Annotated in this window: 15 protein-coding genes and 2 tRNA genes; 6 read left to right on the top strand and 11 right to left on the bottom strand. The window is 62.2% G+C overall.

What is annotated here, in order from left to right; genetic code table 11:
- Window positions 1–48: 48 nt before the first annotated feature.
- Complete coding sequence (locus tag FJV83_RS26915) at window positions 49–1,263, bottom strand: deoxyguanosinetriphosphate triphosphohydrolase (RefSeq protein ID WP_142886312.1); 1,215 nt, start codon at window positions 1,261–1,263, stop codon at window positions 49–51.
- 76 nt (window positions 1,264–1,339) lie between these two features.
- On the opposite strand from FJV83_RS26915, the gene erpA reads away from it, so the two are divergent.
- From erpA to FJV83_RS26935, 4 genes are all read left to right on the top strand, one after another.
- Entirely contained in the window at window positions 1,340–1,687 is a 348-nt protein-coding gene (gene erpA, locus FJV83_RS26920; protein ID WP_019858570.1) for an iron-sulfur cluster insertion protein ErpA, read from the top strand.
- A 4-nt stretch (window positions 1,688–1,691) separates the two neighbouring features.
- Window positions 1,692–2,084: a VOC family protein gene (locus FJV83_RS26925; protein WP_095787499.1), complete on the top strand. Its 393-nt coding sequence runs from the start codon at window positions 1,692–1,694 to the stop codon at window positions 2,082–2,084.
- Between the two features lie 7 nt (window positions 2,085–2,091).
- Complete coding sequence (gene xth / locus FJV83_RS26930) at window positions 2,092–2,886, top strand: exodeoxyribonuclease III (protein ID WP_142886313.1); 795 nt, start codon at window positions 2,092–2,094, stop codon at window positions 2,884–2,886.
- Between the two features lie 92 nt (window positions 2,887–2,978).
- Window positions 2,979–3,296: a hypothetical protein gene (locus FJV83_RS26935; protein ID WP_185973409.1), complete on the top strand. Its 318-nt coding sequence runs from the start codon at window positions 2,979–2,981 to the stop codon at window positions 3,294–3,296.
- Between the two features lie 45 nt (window positions 3,297–3,341).
- Here FJV83_RS26935 and FJV83_RS26940 read toward each other — a convergent pair whose 3' ends face one another.
- The 4 genes from FJV83_RS26940 to FJV83_RS26955 all read right to left on the bottom strand — a co-directional run bounded on the left by FJV83_RS26940 (window position 3,342) and on the right by FJV83_RS26955 (window position 10,564).
- Complete coding sequence (locus tag FJV83_RS26940; protein WP_095787497.1) at window positions 3,342–4,172, bottom strand: tetratricopeptide repeat protein; 831 nt, start codon at window positions 4,170–4,172, stop codon at window positions 3,342–3,344.
- On the bottom strand, window positions 4,159–5,883 hold the full coding sequence (gene ilvD / locus FJV83_RS26945) for a dihydroxy-acid dehydratase (protein ID WP_095772867.1): 1,725 nt from the start codon (window positions 5,881–5,883) through the stop codon (window positions 4,159–4,161). Before ilvD ends, FJV83_RS26940 begins: the two co-directional genes overlap by 14 nt.
- Window positions 5,884–6,173: 290 nt before the next feature.
- The gene (locus FJV83_RS26950) at window positions 6,174–7,421 is read right to left on the bottom strand and encodes an OmpP1/FadL family transporter (protein WP_142886315.1); all 1,248 of its coding nucleotides are present in this window, start codon (window positions 7,419–7,421) and stop codon (window positions 6,174–6,176) included.
- Between the two features lie 359 nt (window positions 7,422–7,780).
- Window positions 7,781–10,564 (bottom strand): valine--tRNA ligase, encoded by a 2,784-nt coding sequence (locus FJV83_RS26955; RefSeq protein WP_142886316.1) that lies wholly within the window; start codon window positions 10,562–10,564, stop codon window positions 7,781–7,783.
- A gap of 265 nt (window positions 10,565–10,829) precedes the next feature.
- Between FJV83_RS26955 and FJV83_RS26960 the strand changes: the two genes are divergently transcribed.
- A complete protein-coding gene (locus FJV83_RS26960) occupies window positions 10,830–11,462 on the top strand; it encodes a VOC family protein (protein ID WP_095787494.1) in 633 nt (210 codons plus the stop codon).
- Window positions 11,463–11,521: 59 nt separating this feature from the next.
- Here FJV83_RS26960 and FJV83_RS26965 read toward each other — a convergent pair whose 3' ends face one another.
- The 5 genes from FJV83_RS26965 to FJV83_RS26985 all read right to left on the bottom strand — a co-directional run bounded on the left by FJV83_RS26965 (window position 11,522) and on the right by FJV83_RS26985 (window position 15,827).
- Window positions 11,522–12,346, bottom strand: a complete 825-nt coding sequence (locus FJV83_RS26965; protein ID WP_142886317.1) for a PopZ family protein — start codon at window positions 12,344–12,346, stop codon at window positions 11,522–11,524.
- A gap of 303 nt (window positions 12,347–12,649) precedes the next feature.
- Window positions 12,650–14,035, bottom strand: coding sequence for a TolC family outer membrane protein (locus tag FJV83_RS26970; protein ID WP_142886318.1), 1,386 nt, complete (start codon window positions 14,033–14,035; stop codon window positions 12,650–12,652).
- A gap of 178 nt (window positions 14,036–14,213) precedes the next feature.
- Window positions 14,214–14,882 (bottom strand): protein-L-isoaspartate O-methyltransferase, encoded by a 669-nt coding sequence (locus FJV83_RS26975; RefSeq protein WP_142886319.1) that lies wholly within the window; start codon window positions 14,880–14,882, stop codon window positions 14,214–14,216.
- Window positions 14,883–14,973: 91 nt separating this feature from the next.
- Window positions 14,974–15,047: transfer RNA gene (locus FJV83_RS26980), tRNA-Cys, on the bottom strand.
- Between the two features lie 492 nt (window positions 15,048–15,539).
- Window positions 15,540–15,827, bottom strand: a complete 288-nt coding sequence (locus tag FJV83_RS26985) for a hypothetical protein (protein ID WP_095772873.1) — start codon at window positions 15,825–15,827, stop codon at window positions 15,540–15,542.
- A 220-nt stretch (window positions 15,828–16,047) separates the two neighbouring features.
- Between FJV83_RS26985 and FJV83_RS26990 the strand changes: the two genes are divergently transcribed.
- Window positions 16,048–16,122: transfer RNA gene (locus FJV83_RS26990), tRNA-Asn, on the top strand.
- A gap of 256 nt (window positions 16,123–16,378) precedes the next feature.
- Here FJV83_RS26990 and FJV83_RS26995 read toward each other — a convergent pair.
- Window positions 16,379–18,424 (bottom strand): flotillin family protein, encoded by a 2,046-nt coding sequence (locus tag FJV83_RS26995; RefSeq protein WP_142886320.1) that lies wholly within the window; start codon window positions 18,422–18,424, stop codon window positions 16,379–16,381.
- Window positions 18,425–18,723 lie beyond the last annotated feature (299 nt).

The following is an 18,723-nucleotide window of genomic DNA, read 5'->3' on the forward strand; positions in this document are numbered from 1 at the left end:
GGCGGTTTAGGCGAATCCGGCTCATTGGCCGGCAAAATCGCGCTCGCCCTAGCTCAAATCCGGGGTGCGGTCAAACAAACGCCTGTGTTCCTTGAGCGCATAGGTGTCGGTCATCCCTGCCAGGAAATCGGCGACGCTGCGCGCCTTGATGCGATCCTCGGCCCGGTCCAACCCCTCGCGCCAGCCATCGGGCATGGCGCGCGGGTCGGCGAAATAGACGTCGAACAGGTCCCTGACGATCTGCTCGGCACCGGCGCGCACCCGCATCACCTCCTCGTGCCGGTAGAGGTGCTTGTAGAGAAAGGCCTTCAACTCCTTCTCGGCCGCGGCCATCTCGGCGGAAAAGCTCACCATCGTCTCGCCCGCCGCCCTCACCGCGTCGGCGCTGCGCGGCCCGACGCGTTCCAGATTTGCCGTCGCGGCAACGATGACATCCTCGACCATGGCGGTGATCTGCCGCCGCATCAGTTCGTGACCGGTGCGCACGTCATCGAGCCTGGGATAGCGTTGGCGCACGTCCTCCAGGATCTTCCCCGGCAGCGAGACGGTTTTCAGCATGTCGAGCGTCAGCAGCCCTGCCCGCAACCCGTCATCGATGTCATGCGTGTTGTAGGCGATGTCGTCGGCGATCGCCGCGCACTGCGCCTCGATGCCGGCGAACCGGTCGAGTTCGAGATCCTGCAGCTGCGAATAATCGCGGATCGCTTGCGGCACCGGCCCTTTCAGGCCCTTGCCGCTGCTGTCCGTCAGCGGGCCATTGTGTTTGACCAGGCCCTCCAGAGTCTCCCAGGTCAGGTTCAGCCCGTCGAATTCGGCGTAGCGCGCCTCCAGCCGCGTCACGATGCGCAGCGACTGCGCGTTGTGGTCGAAGCCGCCCCAGGCCGCCATCTTATCGTTCAGCGCGTCCTCGCCGGTATGGCCGAAGGGCGTGTGGCCGAAATCATGCACCAGCGCCACCGCCTCCGCGAGATCCTCGTCGCCACGCAGCGCCCGCGCCAGCGCACGTGCGATCTGCGCCACCTCGATCGAATGGGTCAGCCTTGTGCGATAATGGTCGCCTTCATGGGCGATGAAGACCTGTGTCTTGTGCTTGAGCCGCCGGAACGCCGTGGAGTGGATGATGCGGTCGCGGTCGCGCTGGAACGGCGTGCGGGTCGGGCTCTCGACCTCGTCGAACAGCCGCCCGCGCGAGCGCGCCGGATCGGTGGCATAGGCCGCGCGCGGCCGATAACCGAACCCGATGTCGCCCAACTCATTGGTCATGGCTGATGCTGCCGCAGTTGACTTGGCCCCTTGCGCTTCATACCTATCATGTGAAACCGAAAGCAAGGTGACGCCGATGGGCGCTGATGCCAAGACCGCCATGAAAGTGGACATGACCGAGGCCGCCGCCAGGCGGATCGCCAAGATTGTCTCTGGTGAGGCCGGCAAGACGGCGTTGCGCGTGTCCGTCGAAGGCGGCGGCTGCTCTGGATTCTCCTACAAATTCGACCTGGTCGACACGCGCAACGATGACGACGTCGCCATCGAGAAGGACGGTGCGACCGTGCTGATCGACGATTTGTCGCTGGTCTATATGGGTGGCTCGGTGATCGACTTCGTCGACGATCTGATGGGTCAGTCCTTCCAGATCCGCAATCCGAACGCGGTCGCCTCCTGCGGCTGCGGCACGAGCTTCTCCGTCTAGCGGCATGCCGGCCATCGGCGCGGTCCGTCAGGTCGCGCTGTCGGCCGGACGCAATCTTGATTCGACGCTGGCCTTCTGGCGCGATGTGCTCGGCATGGCCGTTCATGCCCGCTACGATCCGCCGGGCATCGCCTTCATCATGGCCGGCGATGTGAGGCTGCTATTCACCGACGGCGTTCCGGCCGGCATAGTCTATCTCGACATAGCGGGCATCGAAGCCTTCCACGCCGAGGCGAAAGCCGCGGGCGTCCCCTTCACCGCACCACCGGCGCTCGTGCATCGCGATACCGAAGGCACCTTCGGACCACCGGGGGAAAGCGAGTGGATGGCCTTCCTAAAGGATCCCGCAGGCAATACGATCGGCCTGGTGGAACGCCACCCGCCGCAGGAAGAATAAGACCGTCATGAAAATCGTCACCTGGAACATCAACGGCATTCGCGCCCGCATCGGCAACCTGACCCACTGGCTGACCGAGAGCGCGCCCGACATCGTCTGCCTGCAGGAGATCAAGACGGTCGACGACCAGTTCCCGCGCGCCGAGATCGAGGCGCTGGGCTACAATGTCGAAACCCATGGCCAGAAGGGTTTTAACGGCGTGGCGCTGCTGTCGAAGCTGCGCTTTGACGAAGTTATCAGAGGCCTGCCCGGCGACGACACCGATGAGCAGGCGCGCTTCATCGAAGGCGTGTTCTCGACCGACAAGGGCGCGTTGCGCGTCGCCTCGCTCTATCTGCCGAACGGCAATCCGATCGATGACGATAAAAAATTCCCCTACAAGCTCTCATGGATGGCGCGGCTGGAGCGTTGGGCCGAAGAGCGGCTGAGGCTGGAAGAGGCGCTCGTACTGGCCGGCGACTACAACGTCATTCCCGAGCCGATCGACGCGCGCTTTCCGGAAAACTGGCTGGGCGACGCGCTGTTCCAGCCGCAGACGCGGCAAGCCTTCCGCCGGCTGCTCAACCTCGGTTTCACCGAAGCGGTGCGCGCGGTCACCGATGCACCCGACACCTACACCTTCTGGGACTATCAGGCCGGCGCCTGGCAGAAGAACAACGGCATCCGCATCGACCATCTGCTGCTGTCGCCGGAAGCCGCCAATCGCTTCTCGTCGGCCTCGATCGAAAAGCATGTACGCGCCTGGGAAAAACCATCCGATCACGTCCCGGTGGCGATCGACCTCGCCTTGCAGCCGGCCTGACCGGGAACCCTTCCGCCGGCGAAGCGCCCCGACCTCGTGTTGTCACAACGACGTTGTATCGCCACAAATCGGGCGCATGATGGAAAATCATCATGGCGGCTGGGGTTCCCATGACCATTCGATTTTTTGCGTGTCCGATCGGCTTGGCATTTGCCACGGCCGCCGTGGCGCCGGCTTTTGCCGCCCCCGAATGTCTCGCCAATGGAAAGTCCTATCCGGTCGGTCAGGTCGCCTGCCTGACGGTTGCCGACCAGAGCCATCTGGCGCGCTGCGAGATAGTGCTCAACAACACATCCTGGACCAAGATCGGCGACAGCTGCCCCGGGAACACGATGGCGCCGCACCTGCACGTCACGCCGATCTCGACGCCCGCGCCAAGCATGGTGCCGACGGAGCCAACCGAGAATTGATTTTGTCGCTTAATTAATCTCCCCTGAGGAGAGCGGCAGACGACCTTACTGGTCTGCGTTTGTCGTGCCCTTGGTCAGGATGTCATCGGCCAGCGAAATCGCCGTGCGCCGGTCGGCTTCGCCTGCGGCAGCGAAAGCCTCTTCCTGCATGCCGCGGATCCAGGGCTGGTCCGCCGGCGACGCGCGCTCGAGTGCGGCGGTCATCATCGCCAGGCCGCGAACGATCTTGCCGCTCTGGAACAAGAGATGGCCAAGCGTCGCCTGCGCGCCGGCATGGCCCTTCTCGGCGGCGAGCTGGAACCAGCGCCCGGCCTGCTTGACGCTGGCCTTCACGCCGCCCTCGCCCTTGAGGAACATCTGCCCCATCTCGAACTGGGCGTTCGGGTTGCGGTAGTTGGCGGCGGCGCGCATGTAATATTCCTGGGCCGCCACCTCGTTCTCGGTGACCGGGCTGCCGGGAATGCCCTTGCGAAGGTAATCGCCGAGCGCCACCAGCGCGTCGGAGACGTAGCTCTCTTCCGGCGAACCGGGCTCGACGTCCTGGTCGACGATCTCGGAGAAGAACTTGAACGCCTCATAGTCGTCGCGCGCCACGCCGTCGCCCTCGGCATACATGCGGGCAAGTTTCCAGGTGGCGCCGATCTGGCCGTTTTCGGCGGCGTATTTATAGGCTTCGGCGGCCTGTTCCTTGTGGCCGTTCTTGTAGGCGGAGAAGCCGAATTGGAACACCGCCCAGGGACTGGACTGTGGTTTCACGCCGGTTTTGTCGTCGAACACTTTGTCATCGAAGGCCAAAGCCTGGCCCACGGCGCCAAAGATCGCCGCAGCGACCAGTGCCGGAAGGACAGATGACCTCAACAACTCAGATATCCGCATAGCAGTGTGTTTCTTTCGCACCGCCCGGATGGGTGACCGCGCCATCCCTGGCCGACCCGACCGTCTGTGCGTATTTCCATATCGCGCCCGACTGATAGTCGGTCGTGCGCGCCTTCCATGTCTTGGCCCGCGCCGCCAGTTCGGCCTCCGACAGTGCCACCTCGATCGTGCCGTTCACGGCGTCGATCGAAATCACGTCGCCATCCCGGATGAGGCCGATCGGGCCGCCCACCGCTGCTTCCGGCCCGACATGGCCGATGCAGAAGCCGCGCGTCGCGCCCGAGAAGCGGCCGTCGGTGATCAGCGCCACCTTGCCGCCCATGCCCTGGCCGTAGAGCGCTGCCGTCGTCGACAGCATCTCGCGCATGCCGGGACCGCCGCGCGGCCCTTCGTAGCGAATGACCAGAACCTCGCCTTCCCTGTAGTTGCGATGCGTCACCGCCTCGAAACATTCCTCTTCCGAATCGAAGCAGCGCGCCGGGCCGGAGAATTTCAACTCCGCCATGCCCGCGACCTTCACGATCGCGCCTTCGGGGGCAAGGTTTCCCTTCAAGCCCACGACACCGCCGGTTTGGGTAATTGGTCTGTTGGCCGGGCGGACCACATCCTGGTGTTCATTCCAGGAAACGTGCTCCATGTTTTCGGCCAAAGTGCGGCCAGTGACCGTCAGGCAATCGCCATGCAGATAGCCGTGATCGAGCAGCGTCTTCATCAGGAGCGGAATGCCGCCGGCCTCGAACATGTCCTTGGCGACATATTTGCCGCCAGGCTTGAGGTCGGCGATGTAAGGCGTCTTCTCGAAAATCCTTGCGACGTCGAAGAGATCGAATTTGATGCCTGCCTCGTGCGCGATCGCCGGCAGATGCAGCGCTGCATTGGTCGAGCCGCCGGTGGCCGAAACCACGGTCGCCGCGTTCTCCAACGCCTTCAGCGTGACGATGTCGCGCGGCCGGATGTTTTTGGCGATCAGCTCCATGATCTTTTCGCCGGAGGCGAAATTGAAGCGGTCGCGCATTTCGTAAGGGGCCGGCGCACCGCAGGAATAGGGCAGCGCGAGACCGATCGCCTCGGCGACCGTCGCCATGGTGTTGGCGGTGAACTGGGCGCCGCAGGAACCGGCCGACGGACAGGCCGCCTGCTCGATTTCGAGCAGCTCGGCATCGCCGATCGTGCCGACCGAGTGCTGTCCGACCGCCTCGAACACGTCCTGCACGGTGATCTGCCGGCCACGATAGCTGCCGGGCAGGATCGAACCGCCATAGATGAAGATCGACGGCACGTTGAGCCGCACCATGGCCATCATCATGCCGGGCAGCGACTTGTCGCAGCCAGCGAGGCCGACCAGCGCATCGTAGCAATGGCCGCGCATGGTGAGCTCGACCGAATCGGCGATGACCTCGCGCGACACCAGCGACGACTTCATGCCCTGGTGGCCCATGGCGATGCCGTCGGTGACGGTGATGGTGCAGAATTCGCGCGGCGTGCCGTTGGCGGCGGCGACGCCCTTCTTGACCACTTGCGCCTGGCGCATCAGCGAGATGTTGCAGGGCGCGGCTTCGTTCCAGCAGGAAGCAACGCCGACCAGCGGCTGCGCGATCTCGGCGGCCGACAGGCCCATGGCATAGAGATAGGACCGGTGCGGCGCACGCGCCGGACCGACAGTCACATAGCGGCTAGGGAGCTTAGCCTTTGAAATGACCTTGGCGTCCATTCTCATCCTTGCCGCGGGCGGTGCGGCCTGCCCCGTCGCCGAGCCTTTTGGCGCGTGTCCCGAGACAGGTTCGAGGTGCGCCGGGTTTATGGCGGGAAATGGGCAATTTCCCCGACCTGACTTCTAGCGCGGGGGTTGTTCAGAAAGTGTTGCCAAAACGTCACAATCGCAGCGGGCGATCCCAGTGCGGCTTATATACAACGCAGCTTGGATACCGGAGGCACCGACGATGTCGGTTCCAAACAAAAAGGCCGAGCATTGCCCGGCCTTTTTGTCGAATTCTCAAAAGGTTAGAACTTGATCTTGATGCCGCCGGAAATTGCCGTGACCAGATCGTTGCCGAAGTCGTAGCTGACGTCATTGCCGGCCACATAGCCGTTTTCGCCATTCACTGTCCCAGAATGGCCGCTGGTCAGCACGCCGATCGCACCGGCCAGACGAACCTCGATATTGGGCTGGGGCGTATAGGCGACGCCGCCACCCACTGTCCAGGTATCGGTCTGTGAGCCATAGCCGTGTGACGTGCCACGATCCCATGAAAGCTGGCCGGCCGCACTCCACTGATCGTTGAACTTGTGACCGATGCCGCCCGTGACAGTCCAGCCGTCGCGATACATCAGATCCAGCGAGGTGATCTGGCCTGAATGCAGAGCATCACCCGTAACGCAGGCCGCCGAAGGAGTGCCGACCACGCAAATCGGAACACTCTGCAGCAGGCTCCAATTGACCCACTTCAGCGAGCCGAAGGCAAGCCAGCCGGGAGCAATGCCCGATTGCAACTTAAACTCGACCGTGTCCGGCATGTATTGTGTCGAGCCATAGATCGGCAGCACGACACTGCCGACATGCGTCAGGTCCAGCGTGCCCGAGATATTGTCGAGCTTGACCCGCGAATTGTAGACGAGGCTGGCGCGCAGCGCGATGTCAGGGATTTCATAGGCAAGGCCGGCGCGCCAGCCCCAGCCGGTCCCTTTGAGATCAACCTGACCGGTGCCCTGGAAACCCGGTACCAACGGCGACACCAGGTCTTTCTTGAAACCGTAGACTTCCTGGTAATACACGCCGCCGATGAAGCGAATCTGGCCTTTGCCGGCATCCATCTTGTAGGAGCAAGTCGTCGCGTAGTTGTTGCTCTTGATATCGGTTTCCATGTTGGATTCGGCGCCGGCCCACAGACCCGGGTTGGTGTGCGCGCCCCAAGGCTGGGAATAGTCGAACATACAGTCGACACCCTGAACGATCTGCGCCTTGACGCCGATGCGCGGCACCCAGTAGCTCTCGCTGTCCTTCGCCGTGCTGCCCAGGAATGTCAAATTGCCGTCGAGCGGGTTGGTATCCACCGCATTCTTGAGCTTGCGCTGCGGCATAACATAAGTCGATTCCGCTTCCGTTGCGAACGGCGCCGGATCGAACAGAAGATCGATATCGTAGCCGCCACGCTCAATGCCGCCGGCATGCGCCGAGTTCATCGCCGTCCCGATCAAAGCCAGCGAAAAGCACCCTGCCCCCAGCAGTGCTTTCAGTCGCACAATAGTCATGAATGTCCTCCCCGAATTCGAGTGCATCAAGCTAGAACCAATTCGGGTTAACGGTGCAATAACGAATTCTTCGGGCGTACATGTACATGCTTGCCAAACGCATTTCCGACAAAATGCGGATAGGCACCGCAAGGCCGAAAAACGGCCAGACGCGTGCTTATCCGACCGAAAAATGGGAAAGATTCGTTCCAAAAGGCTTAAAAATAGCCCTTTTCACGGGCTTTCGGCTCCATTGTTACATTATGGCAACAATGGGGCTAAAACTTCCGTTTACGTCAAAATTAACGCAACGGAATGCCTACTTTCGAGGCAAAAAGGGCCGTCATTTTAGAGACGGCTAAAGTCCAGCGAATCTATCCTCAACCGGCATCGCGAACCCTGGTCAACGCCACCGAGAGCTTGTCCTGCGCGTCGCGATATTCGGCGAGCTTTTCGCGCTCGGCGTCGACGATCTCGGCCGGCGCGCTGGCGACAAATCTTTCATTCGACAGCTTCTTGTGCAGGCGCGCGATCTCCTCGGTCACCTTGGCCAGTTCCTTCTGCAGCCGGGCAGCCTCGGCGGCGAGATCGATCAGGCTGCCGAGGGGCAAGCAGATCGTCGCCTCGTTGAGGACGATCTGCGCCGCGCCCTTGGGCGCCGCGTCGGCCAACGAGATGTCGCCGACGCGGGCCAGCCGCTTGATCGCCGAGTCCTCGCGAACCAGCCGCTCGCGCGTCACATCATTGGCGCCGACCACGACCAGCGGCGCGATCGCCGCCGGCGGCACGTTCATCTCGGAGCGCACCGAGCGGACGCCGGACACCAGGTCGACCAGCCAGTTGATGTCGGCGGCGGCATCCGCGTCCTCGAAGTCCGGCGACGGCCAGGCGGCGTGACACAACAGCGAATCGCGCTCCTTGCCCTCGCCCGCCGTCTGCGCCCACAGCTCTTCCGTCATGAACGGCATCATCGGATGCAGGAGCTTGTAGATTTCGTCGAGCACGAAGGCGACGCAGGCGCGGCTCTCGGCCTTGGCCGCCTCGTCCGTGCCGATGAACACCGGCTTCAAGAGTTCCAGATACCAGTCGCAGAACAGGTTCCAGACGAAACGGTAGGCAGCTCCTGCCGCTTCGTTGAAGCGGTATGAGGTGATGCCGTCGGTGATCTCGCGCGCTGCCCGCGTCAACTCGGTCAGGATCCAGCGGTTGACCGCAAGCTTGGCGTCATTCAGCCAGAAATCGTCGTTGCGCGCGACTTCGTTCATCTTGGCAAAGCGCGTCGCGTTCCACAGCTTGGTGCCGAAATTGCGGTAGCCGGCGATGCGCGCCGGGTCGAGCTTCACGTCGCGCCCTTGCGCCGCCATCACGGTCAAGGTGAAGCGCAACGCATCGGCGCCATATTCATCGATGAGGTCGAGCGGATCGATGACGTTGCCTTTCGACTTCGACATCTTGGCACCGTTCTTGTCGCGCACCAACGCGTGCACATAGACGGTGTGGAACGGCTCCTCGTCCATGAAATGCAGGCCCATCATCATCATGCGGGCAACCCAGAAGAAGATGATGTCGAAGCCTGTCACCAGCACGTCGGTCTGATAATAGGTCTTCAGTTCCGGCGTCTGGTCCGGCCAGCCCAAAGTCGAGAACGGCCACAGCGCCGAGGAGAACCAGGTGTCGAGCACGTCCTCGTCGCGGGTCAGTATCTCGCCCGGCTGGAAGTTTTCCAGCTTGTCCTCGACCCAGGCCTTCCACGGGCCTTCGAGCGCCAGGTAATATTCGATCGCCGCGCTCAGCGCCTCTTCCTCGGTCTTCTCGACAAAGACGCGCCCGTCAGGCCCGTACCAGGCCGGGATCTGGTGGCCCCACCACAGCTGGCGCGAGATGCACCAGGGCTGGATGTTCTCCATCCAGTCGAAATAGGTCTTTTCCCAATTCTTCGGCACGAAGTTGGTGCGGCCTTCGCGCACCGAGGCGATTGCCGGCCTGGCCAGTTCCGCCGCGTTGGCGTACCACTGCTCGGTCAGGAACGGCTCGATCGGCACGCCGCCGCGGTCGCCATGCGGCACGGCATGGCGATGCGGCTCGACCTTATCGAGGAAGCCGCCGGCTTCCATCAGTTCGACGATCTTCTTGCGCGCGACGAAGCGGTCGAGCCCGTCAAGCTCGTCCCAGACGGCCTGGCGCTCCGGTGTCGCATCGAGACCGGCGAGGAAATCCTCATTGTCCTTCAACTTGATGGCGGCTTCGATGGTCAGGATGTTGATCGCCGGCAGCTTGTGGCGCTTACCGACCTCGAAGTCGTTGAAATCATGCGCCGGCGTGATCTTGACCGCGCCCGAACCCTTTTCGGGGTCGGAATACTCGTCCGCCACCACTGGGATTTTTCTGCCGACGATCGGCAGCACGACGTTCTTGCCGACCAGATGCCGGTACCGCTCGTCATCCGGATGCACGGCCACCGCCGTATCGCCCAGCATCGTTTCCGGACGCGTGGTCGCGACCGTGATGAAGGTTTTCGGATTTTCCGGGTCGAAGGTCGCGCCCTCCAAGGGATAGCGGAAGTGCCAGAGATTGCCGTTGACCTCCTGCTGCTCGACCTCGAGGTCCGAGATCGCGGTCAAAAGTTTCGGGTCCCAGTTCACCAGGCGCATGTCCTTGTAGATCAGCCCCTCCTTGTAGAGCGTGACAAAGACTTCGAGCACGGCCTTGGACAGGCCTTCATCCATGGTGAAGCGTTCGCGCGACCAGTCGGCTGAGGCGCCGAGCCGCTTCAGCTGGTTGAAGATGGTGCCGCCGGATTCGGCCTTCCACTCCCACACTTTCTCGATGAACTGTTCACGCGTGAGGTCGCGGCGATGGATTTGCTTCTCCATCAGTTGCCGCTCGACCACCATCTGCGTGGCGATGCCGGCATGGTCCATGCCGGGCTGCCACAGCACGTTCTTGCCGCGCATGCGCTCGAAGCGCACCAGAATGTCCTGCAGCGTGTTGTTGAGCGCATGGCCCATATGCAGCGAGCCGGTGACGTTGGGCGGGGGAATGACGATGGTGAAGGCTTCGGCGCCCTCCTCCGCCCCGGCGCCGGCGCGGAAGGCGTCCGCCTCTTCCCACACTTTGGCGATCTTCGGCTCGACGGTCTTTGCGTCGTAGGTCTTTTCAAGCATGGGGAAACGGTCCGCGCTGTCGGTATTTTTGCTGGTTCGGTGTAAATCGGAAGGTCTTGGCCAAGTCAACCGCAAGGGCGCCTCGGTCCATGAGAAGCAAACAGGTGTGTCCGCGTTCATTTCAACGGAAGGTCGTGGCGTTCGGCAATCGCACCTTGACCGCCAGCCGTCGCAGCCATACCGTGCGGGCGCTGCAGTAGGGCGCATCGGCTTCCAGCCGGAGGGGCATTGCCCGCCTACGCCACCTCAACTCCACAATGCGCCCATGCCGACCCTCGAACACCACAAGAAACAGGCCAAGCTCTATCTGAAGTGGCATCGCGAACGGTATTATCCCGTCGCCGCTGTGATTGGATGGCTCCTGCCGCGTTTTCACCATCTCAGCGACGGCCAGATCCTCGATCACGGCTTCAAGCTTGCCGATGCCCAGGAACTCGTCGCCAGGAAGTCAGGTTTCGAGAGCTGGCAGGCGCTGAAGGAAGGCCTTCAAACCGTGACCGATCATTTAGCAACCGACGCCGCAAAACCGCATCTCGCCTTTGCCGAGCCACAGCTCTTTGTCTGCGACATCGTAGCGGCCTGTAGTTTCTACCGGCAAAAGCTCGGCTTCGAGACGCGCTTCACCTATGGCGAGCCGCCCTTCTACGCCCAAATCATCCGCGATGGCGCACGGCTCAACCTGCGCCATGTCGACAAGCCTCCACTCGCCGCCAGTTCGACCGATGACCTACTGGCGGCGACGATCGTTGTCGACAACATCAAGGCTCTATTTCTGGAGTATCAGGCGGCCACGGCCCCGTTCCACCAGACATTGCGGACCGAACCCTGGGGCGCCCGCACCTTCATCGTCAAAGACCCCGACGGCAACCTCATCTGCTTCGCGACCAGCGCTGGCTGACCTCATCGACAAAAACGCCGCCTCATGGGCGGCGTTTCGAGAGTGATCGTTGGAGGAGATTACTGCGCGCCGCGCGCGACGCGCTCGATCTCCTCGCGCACTAGGCGCTCGACCAGCGTCGGCAGATTGTTGTCCAGCCAGTCCTGCAGCATCGGCCGCAGCATCTCCTCGGCCATCTCGTCGAATGTCTTCTTGCTGCGGCTGGCAAAGGCGTCGGACAGCTCGCCGAAGGCCGCCGCGACCTGCCGGCCCGCATGTTCGGAAAGGATTGCCGGGCGCGCCGCGGGCCCATCGCTCGCCGCCGCCCACGCCTGAGCGGCGTCTGCAGGAGCTTCGCTTGAAGACGGTCGTTCGAACGCAGCCTCCACCACCGGTTCGCTCGTCGGCGTCTCGGGTTGGGCGACCGGCTTGCGGATCGCTTTCGCCTGCTCCCCGACCGCCGCGATCTCGCGCCGCCAATCGGCAACGATGGCATCGCTTGTCGCGCTGGCCTGCGGGGCGGCCGGCGCTTCGGTCGTGGCGGCGGGCGCCGGCTCCGCGGCGATCCTGGCGCTGACCTCCGCCAGCGTCATCGACGGCTTGAGCGGCACGGGATCGGCGCGCGTCTGCGATTCCACGCGCGCGATCACCGGCTCGGGCGAAGGCGCCTGGACTTCCGCGGGCGCGACCGGCTTCCTGGTTTCGGGGGCGGCATGCAGCTCGGCGCGAAACGCATCGACATCTGCGGCCGGAGCCTCGCCCGGCGCCGGCTCCAGATCCTGCCGCAGCTCTTCGGTCTCGCCCGGCTGCTTGCGACCGTTGTCGCTGTCCTCGATGATCCTCCTGATGGAAGCCAGTATCTCTTCCATGGAAGGTTCGCGCTGTGCGCTGCTTGCCGTTGCCATCGTCACATCCGCCGCCCTTGCGACCTGTTAGTTCGTTCGCTCCGGCAGAAGCCGGATTCGAATCATGGCGACAGCGTAACCGACGGATCGCGGCACGAGAATCCCCAATCTGGGGACATGTGGGATTTCAACAGATTAGAAGCAATTCCGGGAAAAGTGTGAAAACGGTTTTCCCGCGAAAGCACATAGCGCTTTCCCTTGGGAATTGCGCCAATGCGAAGGAATAGAGCAAGAAACGACGCGGAAACGGCTTTCAAGCCAGGTTCCGCTCAGACGGGCCCGACGCAAGTCGAGCCGCCGGCGTTAGCGGCCGTCCGGTGTACGCACGCCGATCCACTTGTCCTTGACGGCGTTGTAGTGTTCTTCGGGCTTGTACTTGGTGACCTGCAAGGCAAGCCGGTCGACCGACAGGCGACCCATCGCCGACAGGATGGCATAGCTCGCCACCACCACATCATGTTCGGAATTGGCCTGGTTGATCTTCGCGGTGATGACGGCGGCCTGCGCGTTGAGGACGTCGAGCGTGGTCCTCTGGCCGACATTGCGCTCTTCGATGACGCCGTTCAGCGCCAGTTGAGCGGCGTCGATCACCTGCCTGTTGGCCGAGACGCTCTGCTGCGCGGCGGTGTATTGCGACCATGCGGTGGCCACTGCCTGGCGAACCTGGTCGCGGCTGACGTCGACCTGGATGCGGGCCTGGCCAAGCGATTCCTTGTTCTGCCGCACGACCGCCGAGGTCCGCCCGCCCGAATAGATCGGAATGGTCAGCGTCGCGCCAATATTCGCCGAGGTCGAATTGCCGTTGGTGCCCGAGATGTCTGGAATGGCGTTGCGGTAGTTTTCCGAGATGCCGGCCGACGCCGACAGTTGCGGCAACAGTGCGCCCTCCGCCGACTTCACCGAGAACGCCGCCGCGTCGACCAGATGTTGCGTTGCGAGAATGGCCGGGTGTTCATTCGCCCCGATCGCAATCGCCGCATCGAGGCTCGACGGCAGCAGCCTGCCCAACGGCGAAGCGGGCTTGAGCTTGCCCGGCTCGTCGCCGACCACCTGGTGGTAGGTTGCAGCACTGGCCAGCGCCTGCGCGCGGGCGGCACTCAGCGAGGCCACCGCCGAGGCGCGCGACGCATCGGCCTGCGCGACGTCGGTGCGGGTACCTTCGCCAACTTCGAAACGTGACCTCGCTGCACGCGCCTGCTCGGTCAGGAACTGCAGGTTCTGTTCTGTCAGCACCGCGATCTGCCGGTCCCGGATCACGTCCATATAGGCCGTGGCCGCGCTGAACAGCGTGTTCTCTTCGCTGTTGCGCAGGCTCTCGACCGACGCCTTGACCTGGGCTTCAGCCGCCGCCACGTTGTTTTTTGTCTGAAAACCGTCAAACAGCGACTGGTTGATCTGAATGCCGTAGCCGCCGCTCGTCAGCTTCGAGTTGCCGCCGCCATTTGCCTGGCGCGTGTTTGTATAGTCGATGGACGCCGATCCCGTAATCGTTGGGCGCCAGCCTGATTTGGCGATGGCCACGCCTTCGTCGGTGACGCGCACGCCGGCGCGGGATGAATTCAGCGTGGAATTGTATTGATAGGCCTTGGCGAGTGCGCCGGTGATGGTTTCCGCCGACGCGGTTAGTGGGGACAGCGCGGTCGCGGAGACGAGGACGGCGGCAAAAAGGGTCTTGGATACAGACGGCACGGATATCCCTCATTCGTTTTCCATGGGAACTTCGCCGCGCCAGCTTCTCGTCAGAGCAGCCGGAGTGGCGTCTTTCGTTCCCTGTCACTCGGTCCCAAAGTGCCCCCAGTCTGGGATTAGCAACGATTGTTCAAATGCAAGCGACCATGACAAAGCCTCTGCTGCAAGGCTAAATCATTCAGAATTCAAAAGCATGCTCACGTTCGAATCCCGGTAGTGGCTTAATTGCCGCATTAAATGCCCTTCTCCCGGTTACAACCCCCCCCGCCTTGAAAAAAAGTCGCGCCACGCCGGAATTGCCACGCCCTTCGACCGCGACGAGTCGGCCGCCGTCGGCGAGCTGATCGAGCAATGGCGCCGGCACTTTCTCCACACTGCCGCCGATGAAGATGACGTCATAGGGTGCCTTGGCCGCATGGCCCTGTGCCAGCGCACCCTGGACCACGGTCACATTGCCGCAGCCAAGGCCGGAAAGGGTCGATGCCGCGGTTTGCGCCAGTGCCGAATCGCTTTCGAGCGCCACGACCGACCTCGCCAGCCGCGACAGGATGGCCGAGGCGTAGCCGGTGCCACAGCCGACATCGAGCGCAGAATCGGTCGCATTGATTTCGGCCAGTTGCATCAGCTTGGCCAGCGGCGATGCTTCCATCAGATAGCGCGCGCCATCGGCGCCGTCGGCAATGCGGATGTCCTCATCGATATAGGCGAGATCGCGCTGGCGGTCGCCGACGAAAACCTCGCGCGGCACGGTAAGCATGGCCTCCAGCAGCGGGGCGCTGGTCACGTCGGTGGTGCGAACCTGACCGTCGACCATCTTGATGCGAAGCTCGGAGAAATCAGCGCTCATGTTCCAACCAATCCGCTTGCCGCGCCAGAACCGCGGTTCATTTCGATGAGAACGTCAGGCTCCGGCGCTGAGCGCGCGGGAGCCCGGGTATTGGAGGCCTCGCCCGGAATCGAACCGGGGTGCAAGGATTTGCAGTCCTCTGCGTAACCACTCCGCCACGAGGCCTCGTTGCTCCCGGCGTTCCACCCGGTTCCAATAGGTTGCGGCGAAAATGGCGTCAAGCGGCCACCACGCATTCCGCGCGGTTTCCTCTGCAAGAAATCCGACCCTCCACATCGAGCGCCATGGCCACGGTGGGTCACGGCGCATATTAGACGATCGTTAAGTATAGCAGGAGATCACGAGAAACTCCACGCCCTCGCCACCGTTGAGAAACGAGGAGGACTCCGCCATGCGACCGGCAACGCCAACACCGGAACGAACGCCTGGGACGGCTTGTCGCGATCAGCATGCGAGGCATTGCTGCGCCATGCCATCGACTGCCTTGCGATAGATGGCACCGCCAGGCTTTCGCCGCGCGACCGCGCGCGTCTCGCCTCGGCTGCCGCCGTTCTCAGGGAAATCCGCGAGGATTTGGAGAGAGGTGGGAACCGAAAAGCGGATTCGCCAAAATCCGAAATACGAACAAGGGCATAACGCCGCGGAAGGATGGCGCGGTCAAAGGCCCGGCTTGGTGCCCGTCGTTCCATCCGGCCGACGCCGCCGCTCCCACCAGACGACGAAGCGACGCCGGTGGCGTCGCACCATGGCGAATTCATAGGAGAGCACCAGCAATCCGATCGGAACCATCCAGAAGCCGAGGATCGGCAGAAAGCCGAGAATGCCGCCGATGGTCAAAAGAATGCCGATCGTGATTCTGAGGCCGCGCGATTGCGGCATGGTGAATTCGCGCCCGAAAATCGAGATCTTTCGTGCCGGTATCCGGTTTTCGTCTGCTGCCGTCATCGCAATGGCTGCCCGTCTGGTCGCTCGAAAAAGCCTGTTTACGAAAGCCGCGACCGCCGTTTCGGTTCCGCGCCTATCGCCAAGACGGCTAATATGAGGGCGGACGCCGCCGATTGCGAGAAACCGCCGCGCGAAAAAGTCTCGGAAAAAAGCGAAATGCTTCTTTGCAAAGCCGAAAGGTGTTTGCTATAGGCTGCGCCACTTGCTGAAGAGCATCCGTTCCCCGGTAGCTCAGTGGTAGAGCAACCGGCTGTTAACCGGTTGGTCGCTGGTTCGAATCCGGCCCGGGGAGCCAAACATTTCCAAGCACTTGGCTATGATGTCTGCGTGAGCGCGAAATTGCGCTTTTGCCTTTGGGGCTATGTCTGGTGCAATAATTGCGAGTCTCCCCGTCCCTTCCGGTCGCGATGTTGCTTTCGCACGCGTTCCTGCGCGACTATCCAACTTTCAATGAAAGGGGCTAGACTAGAAGCCCGCTACCATATTCCTCCTCGCCGGGGTATGTTTCGGCAGGAGCGCAAAATGGGCCGGTACAACCGGCCCATCCCCAATCATTCCTCCTCAACGGATTCCGGGATTGCATCCGGAATGTTTTGCCGCCCAACACGGTCGGCAACGAGCATCGAAAGCATCATCTCGACAAGGCCATTGGCGGCCCCCTTCTCGCCACCGGTAGCGCCGATCTGGATCTGCGGCACGAGCGGCAGCCTGCCATTCTCGATCGCCTCAGCGAAGCGCATGAGAACCTGCGAGTTGAGCTGATAGTCCGGGCCGCCGAAGGCCGCGACCTTCTTCTCGGTTGCCTCGGCCTCCGCCAGACCGATGGCGCGCACCTTCTCGGCCTCCGCGAAACCGGTCGCCTTGATGCGTTCGGCATCGGCAAGCGCCACAGCCTTGATCATGTCGGCCTCGCCCAGGCCGGCCAGGCGTACCTTCTCGGCCTCTGCCTTGGCGGTGACCTGAATGGTTTCCGCCTCCTGGCGGGTGCGGGCGAGTTGCGCCTTGCCCTCGTTCTCACTGATTTCGATGGTAAGCGCCGACGTCGTGATCTTGGCCTGCTGTTCGGCGAGCGCCTCCTTCTCACGCAACGTGCGTTCCTGAGTGGCCGCCCTCTCTTGCAATTTATAAGTCTCGACCTTTTCGACCGCGATCTGGCGCTCGCGCAGCTGGATCAGGATCTGCTCGATGCTGTTCTGGCCATTGGCGGCACGGGGGGTGCCAATCAACACTTCCTGCAGCTCGAGACTGTAGGAGTTGAATTTTTCGCGCATCTCCTCGCCGGATTTGCGCTGGATATCGCTACGCTCCTGCAGAAGCTGGATCAGCGTCTTCGTCTGGGCGATATTCTTGAAGTAAGCCGAAACCATCGGATCGAGCGTTTGTTCGACCAACCGCTTGATGTCACCGAAACGCTGCACGACGAGCGGCGCCTTCATATAGTCGATATGCACCACGACGGAGAGCGGCAGCACAGGCTCGAACGCATCCTTGGTGATCAACGACACCTCGGACAGGTTCTCGTCCAGCCTGTGTTCGCCAAACTGCTCCTTCGTCCATTTGAGCACGAAGTTGGTGGTCGGTACGGTGATGATTTTGCCGGCATAGGTATTGAACGCATACTTGCCTGGCAGCAGCGGCGTCGACCAGACACCGCGCGCGCCGATTTCGACCAGCTCGCCGTGGCGGTATGCCTGCCCGGATATGTCCGTGCCGTGGCGGCCATTGTAGGAGACGACGACACCCACCGTGCCAACGTCGATGATCGTCTTCTCGACCAGTTCGACAGTCGCGAAAATGCGATTGAGGAAGTAGCTGCCGTCGGCCAGCACCTGCAACTGCCGGCCACGGTAGCCGCCGGCATTGAGAAACTTCTCCGGGTCCTGAAAATTGTTATGGAAGTTCGGGTCGTTCGGATCATTGGCGACGGTCGGCGCGATGATCTCGCCGTCCGGCAGCGCCGGACCGTCATGGATGGTGACGATGCCGATCATGTCCTCTGCATTATGGATGACGACTGGCTCAAAGCCGCCCCGCTCCGAAATCATGCTCGACATATTGGCAAAAAGGCTTTGTTCCGACGAACTCAGATTAACGGCATAGATCGACTGGGCGGTGAGCACGATGAATTGTGCGAGATTGATGGCATAGGTGCCTTCACGCAAGGTCTTGCGTTGAGGTCCTTTCTGTCCGCCTTTTTCGAGAAAGCCGCGCACATCCTGGAAATCATCGGCGTCGGTGTTGGAAGCAAGTGTCTGCGTCGGAGGCAGCGGCTTGCCATCGCGGGCAAAGACATAGCCGATCTGACCCTGCGGGATGGTGACAAGGTTGGCGCGATGCATCGAATACTGGAACGGCATGAAGAAATGCAGGCCGCCGCGCACGACTTCCGGCTGGTAGCCTGCCTCACGGTTGAGCGCAATGAAGCCGCTGCTGACGGAGCCGCGAAAACTCCATAGTTTTTCCAAGATGCCGAGCCTGTCGTTTGGGATGTAGCGGACCACGCCGCTCCACCACAACAGGATTGCCAGCGCGATGACTAGTACCGCTACTTCGATCGCCATCCATTCCATCGGGCCGAGATATTGTAGGGTTTCCATCTCTTCTCTCCTGTGGGGCGCGCAGGTTTGTTCACCCAACGGCCACCCGGTTGGTGTTGATTGATGAAGCGGGGAGATCGCGCACCGACACGCTCGACGCACTAAGGGCGTGTCGAACGCTTGGGCTGCTCAGTATCGGAAAGTGACCGCGCGTCCCGAGTCCCCAGTAAGGGCAAGCGCAGCCGTGAGCGATGTTACATCGGTGTTGCCTTGATAGACAATTGACCTGAGACCCTTGTTCCCTCCAGCTCAATGGAGAGTCCGGGGCTTCATTTCTGGCCTCATGCGGCCTGTTTTTC

The sequence above is a fragment of the Mesorhizobium sp. WSM4307 genome (genome assembly GCF_007003945.1).
Taxonomy (GTDB): domain Bacteria; phylum Pseudomonadota; class Alphaproteobacteria; order Rhizobiales; family Rhizobiaceae; genus Mesorhizobium.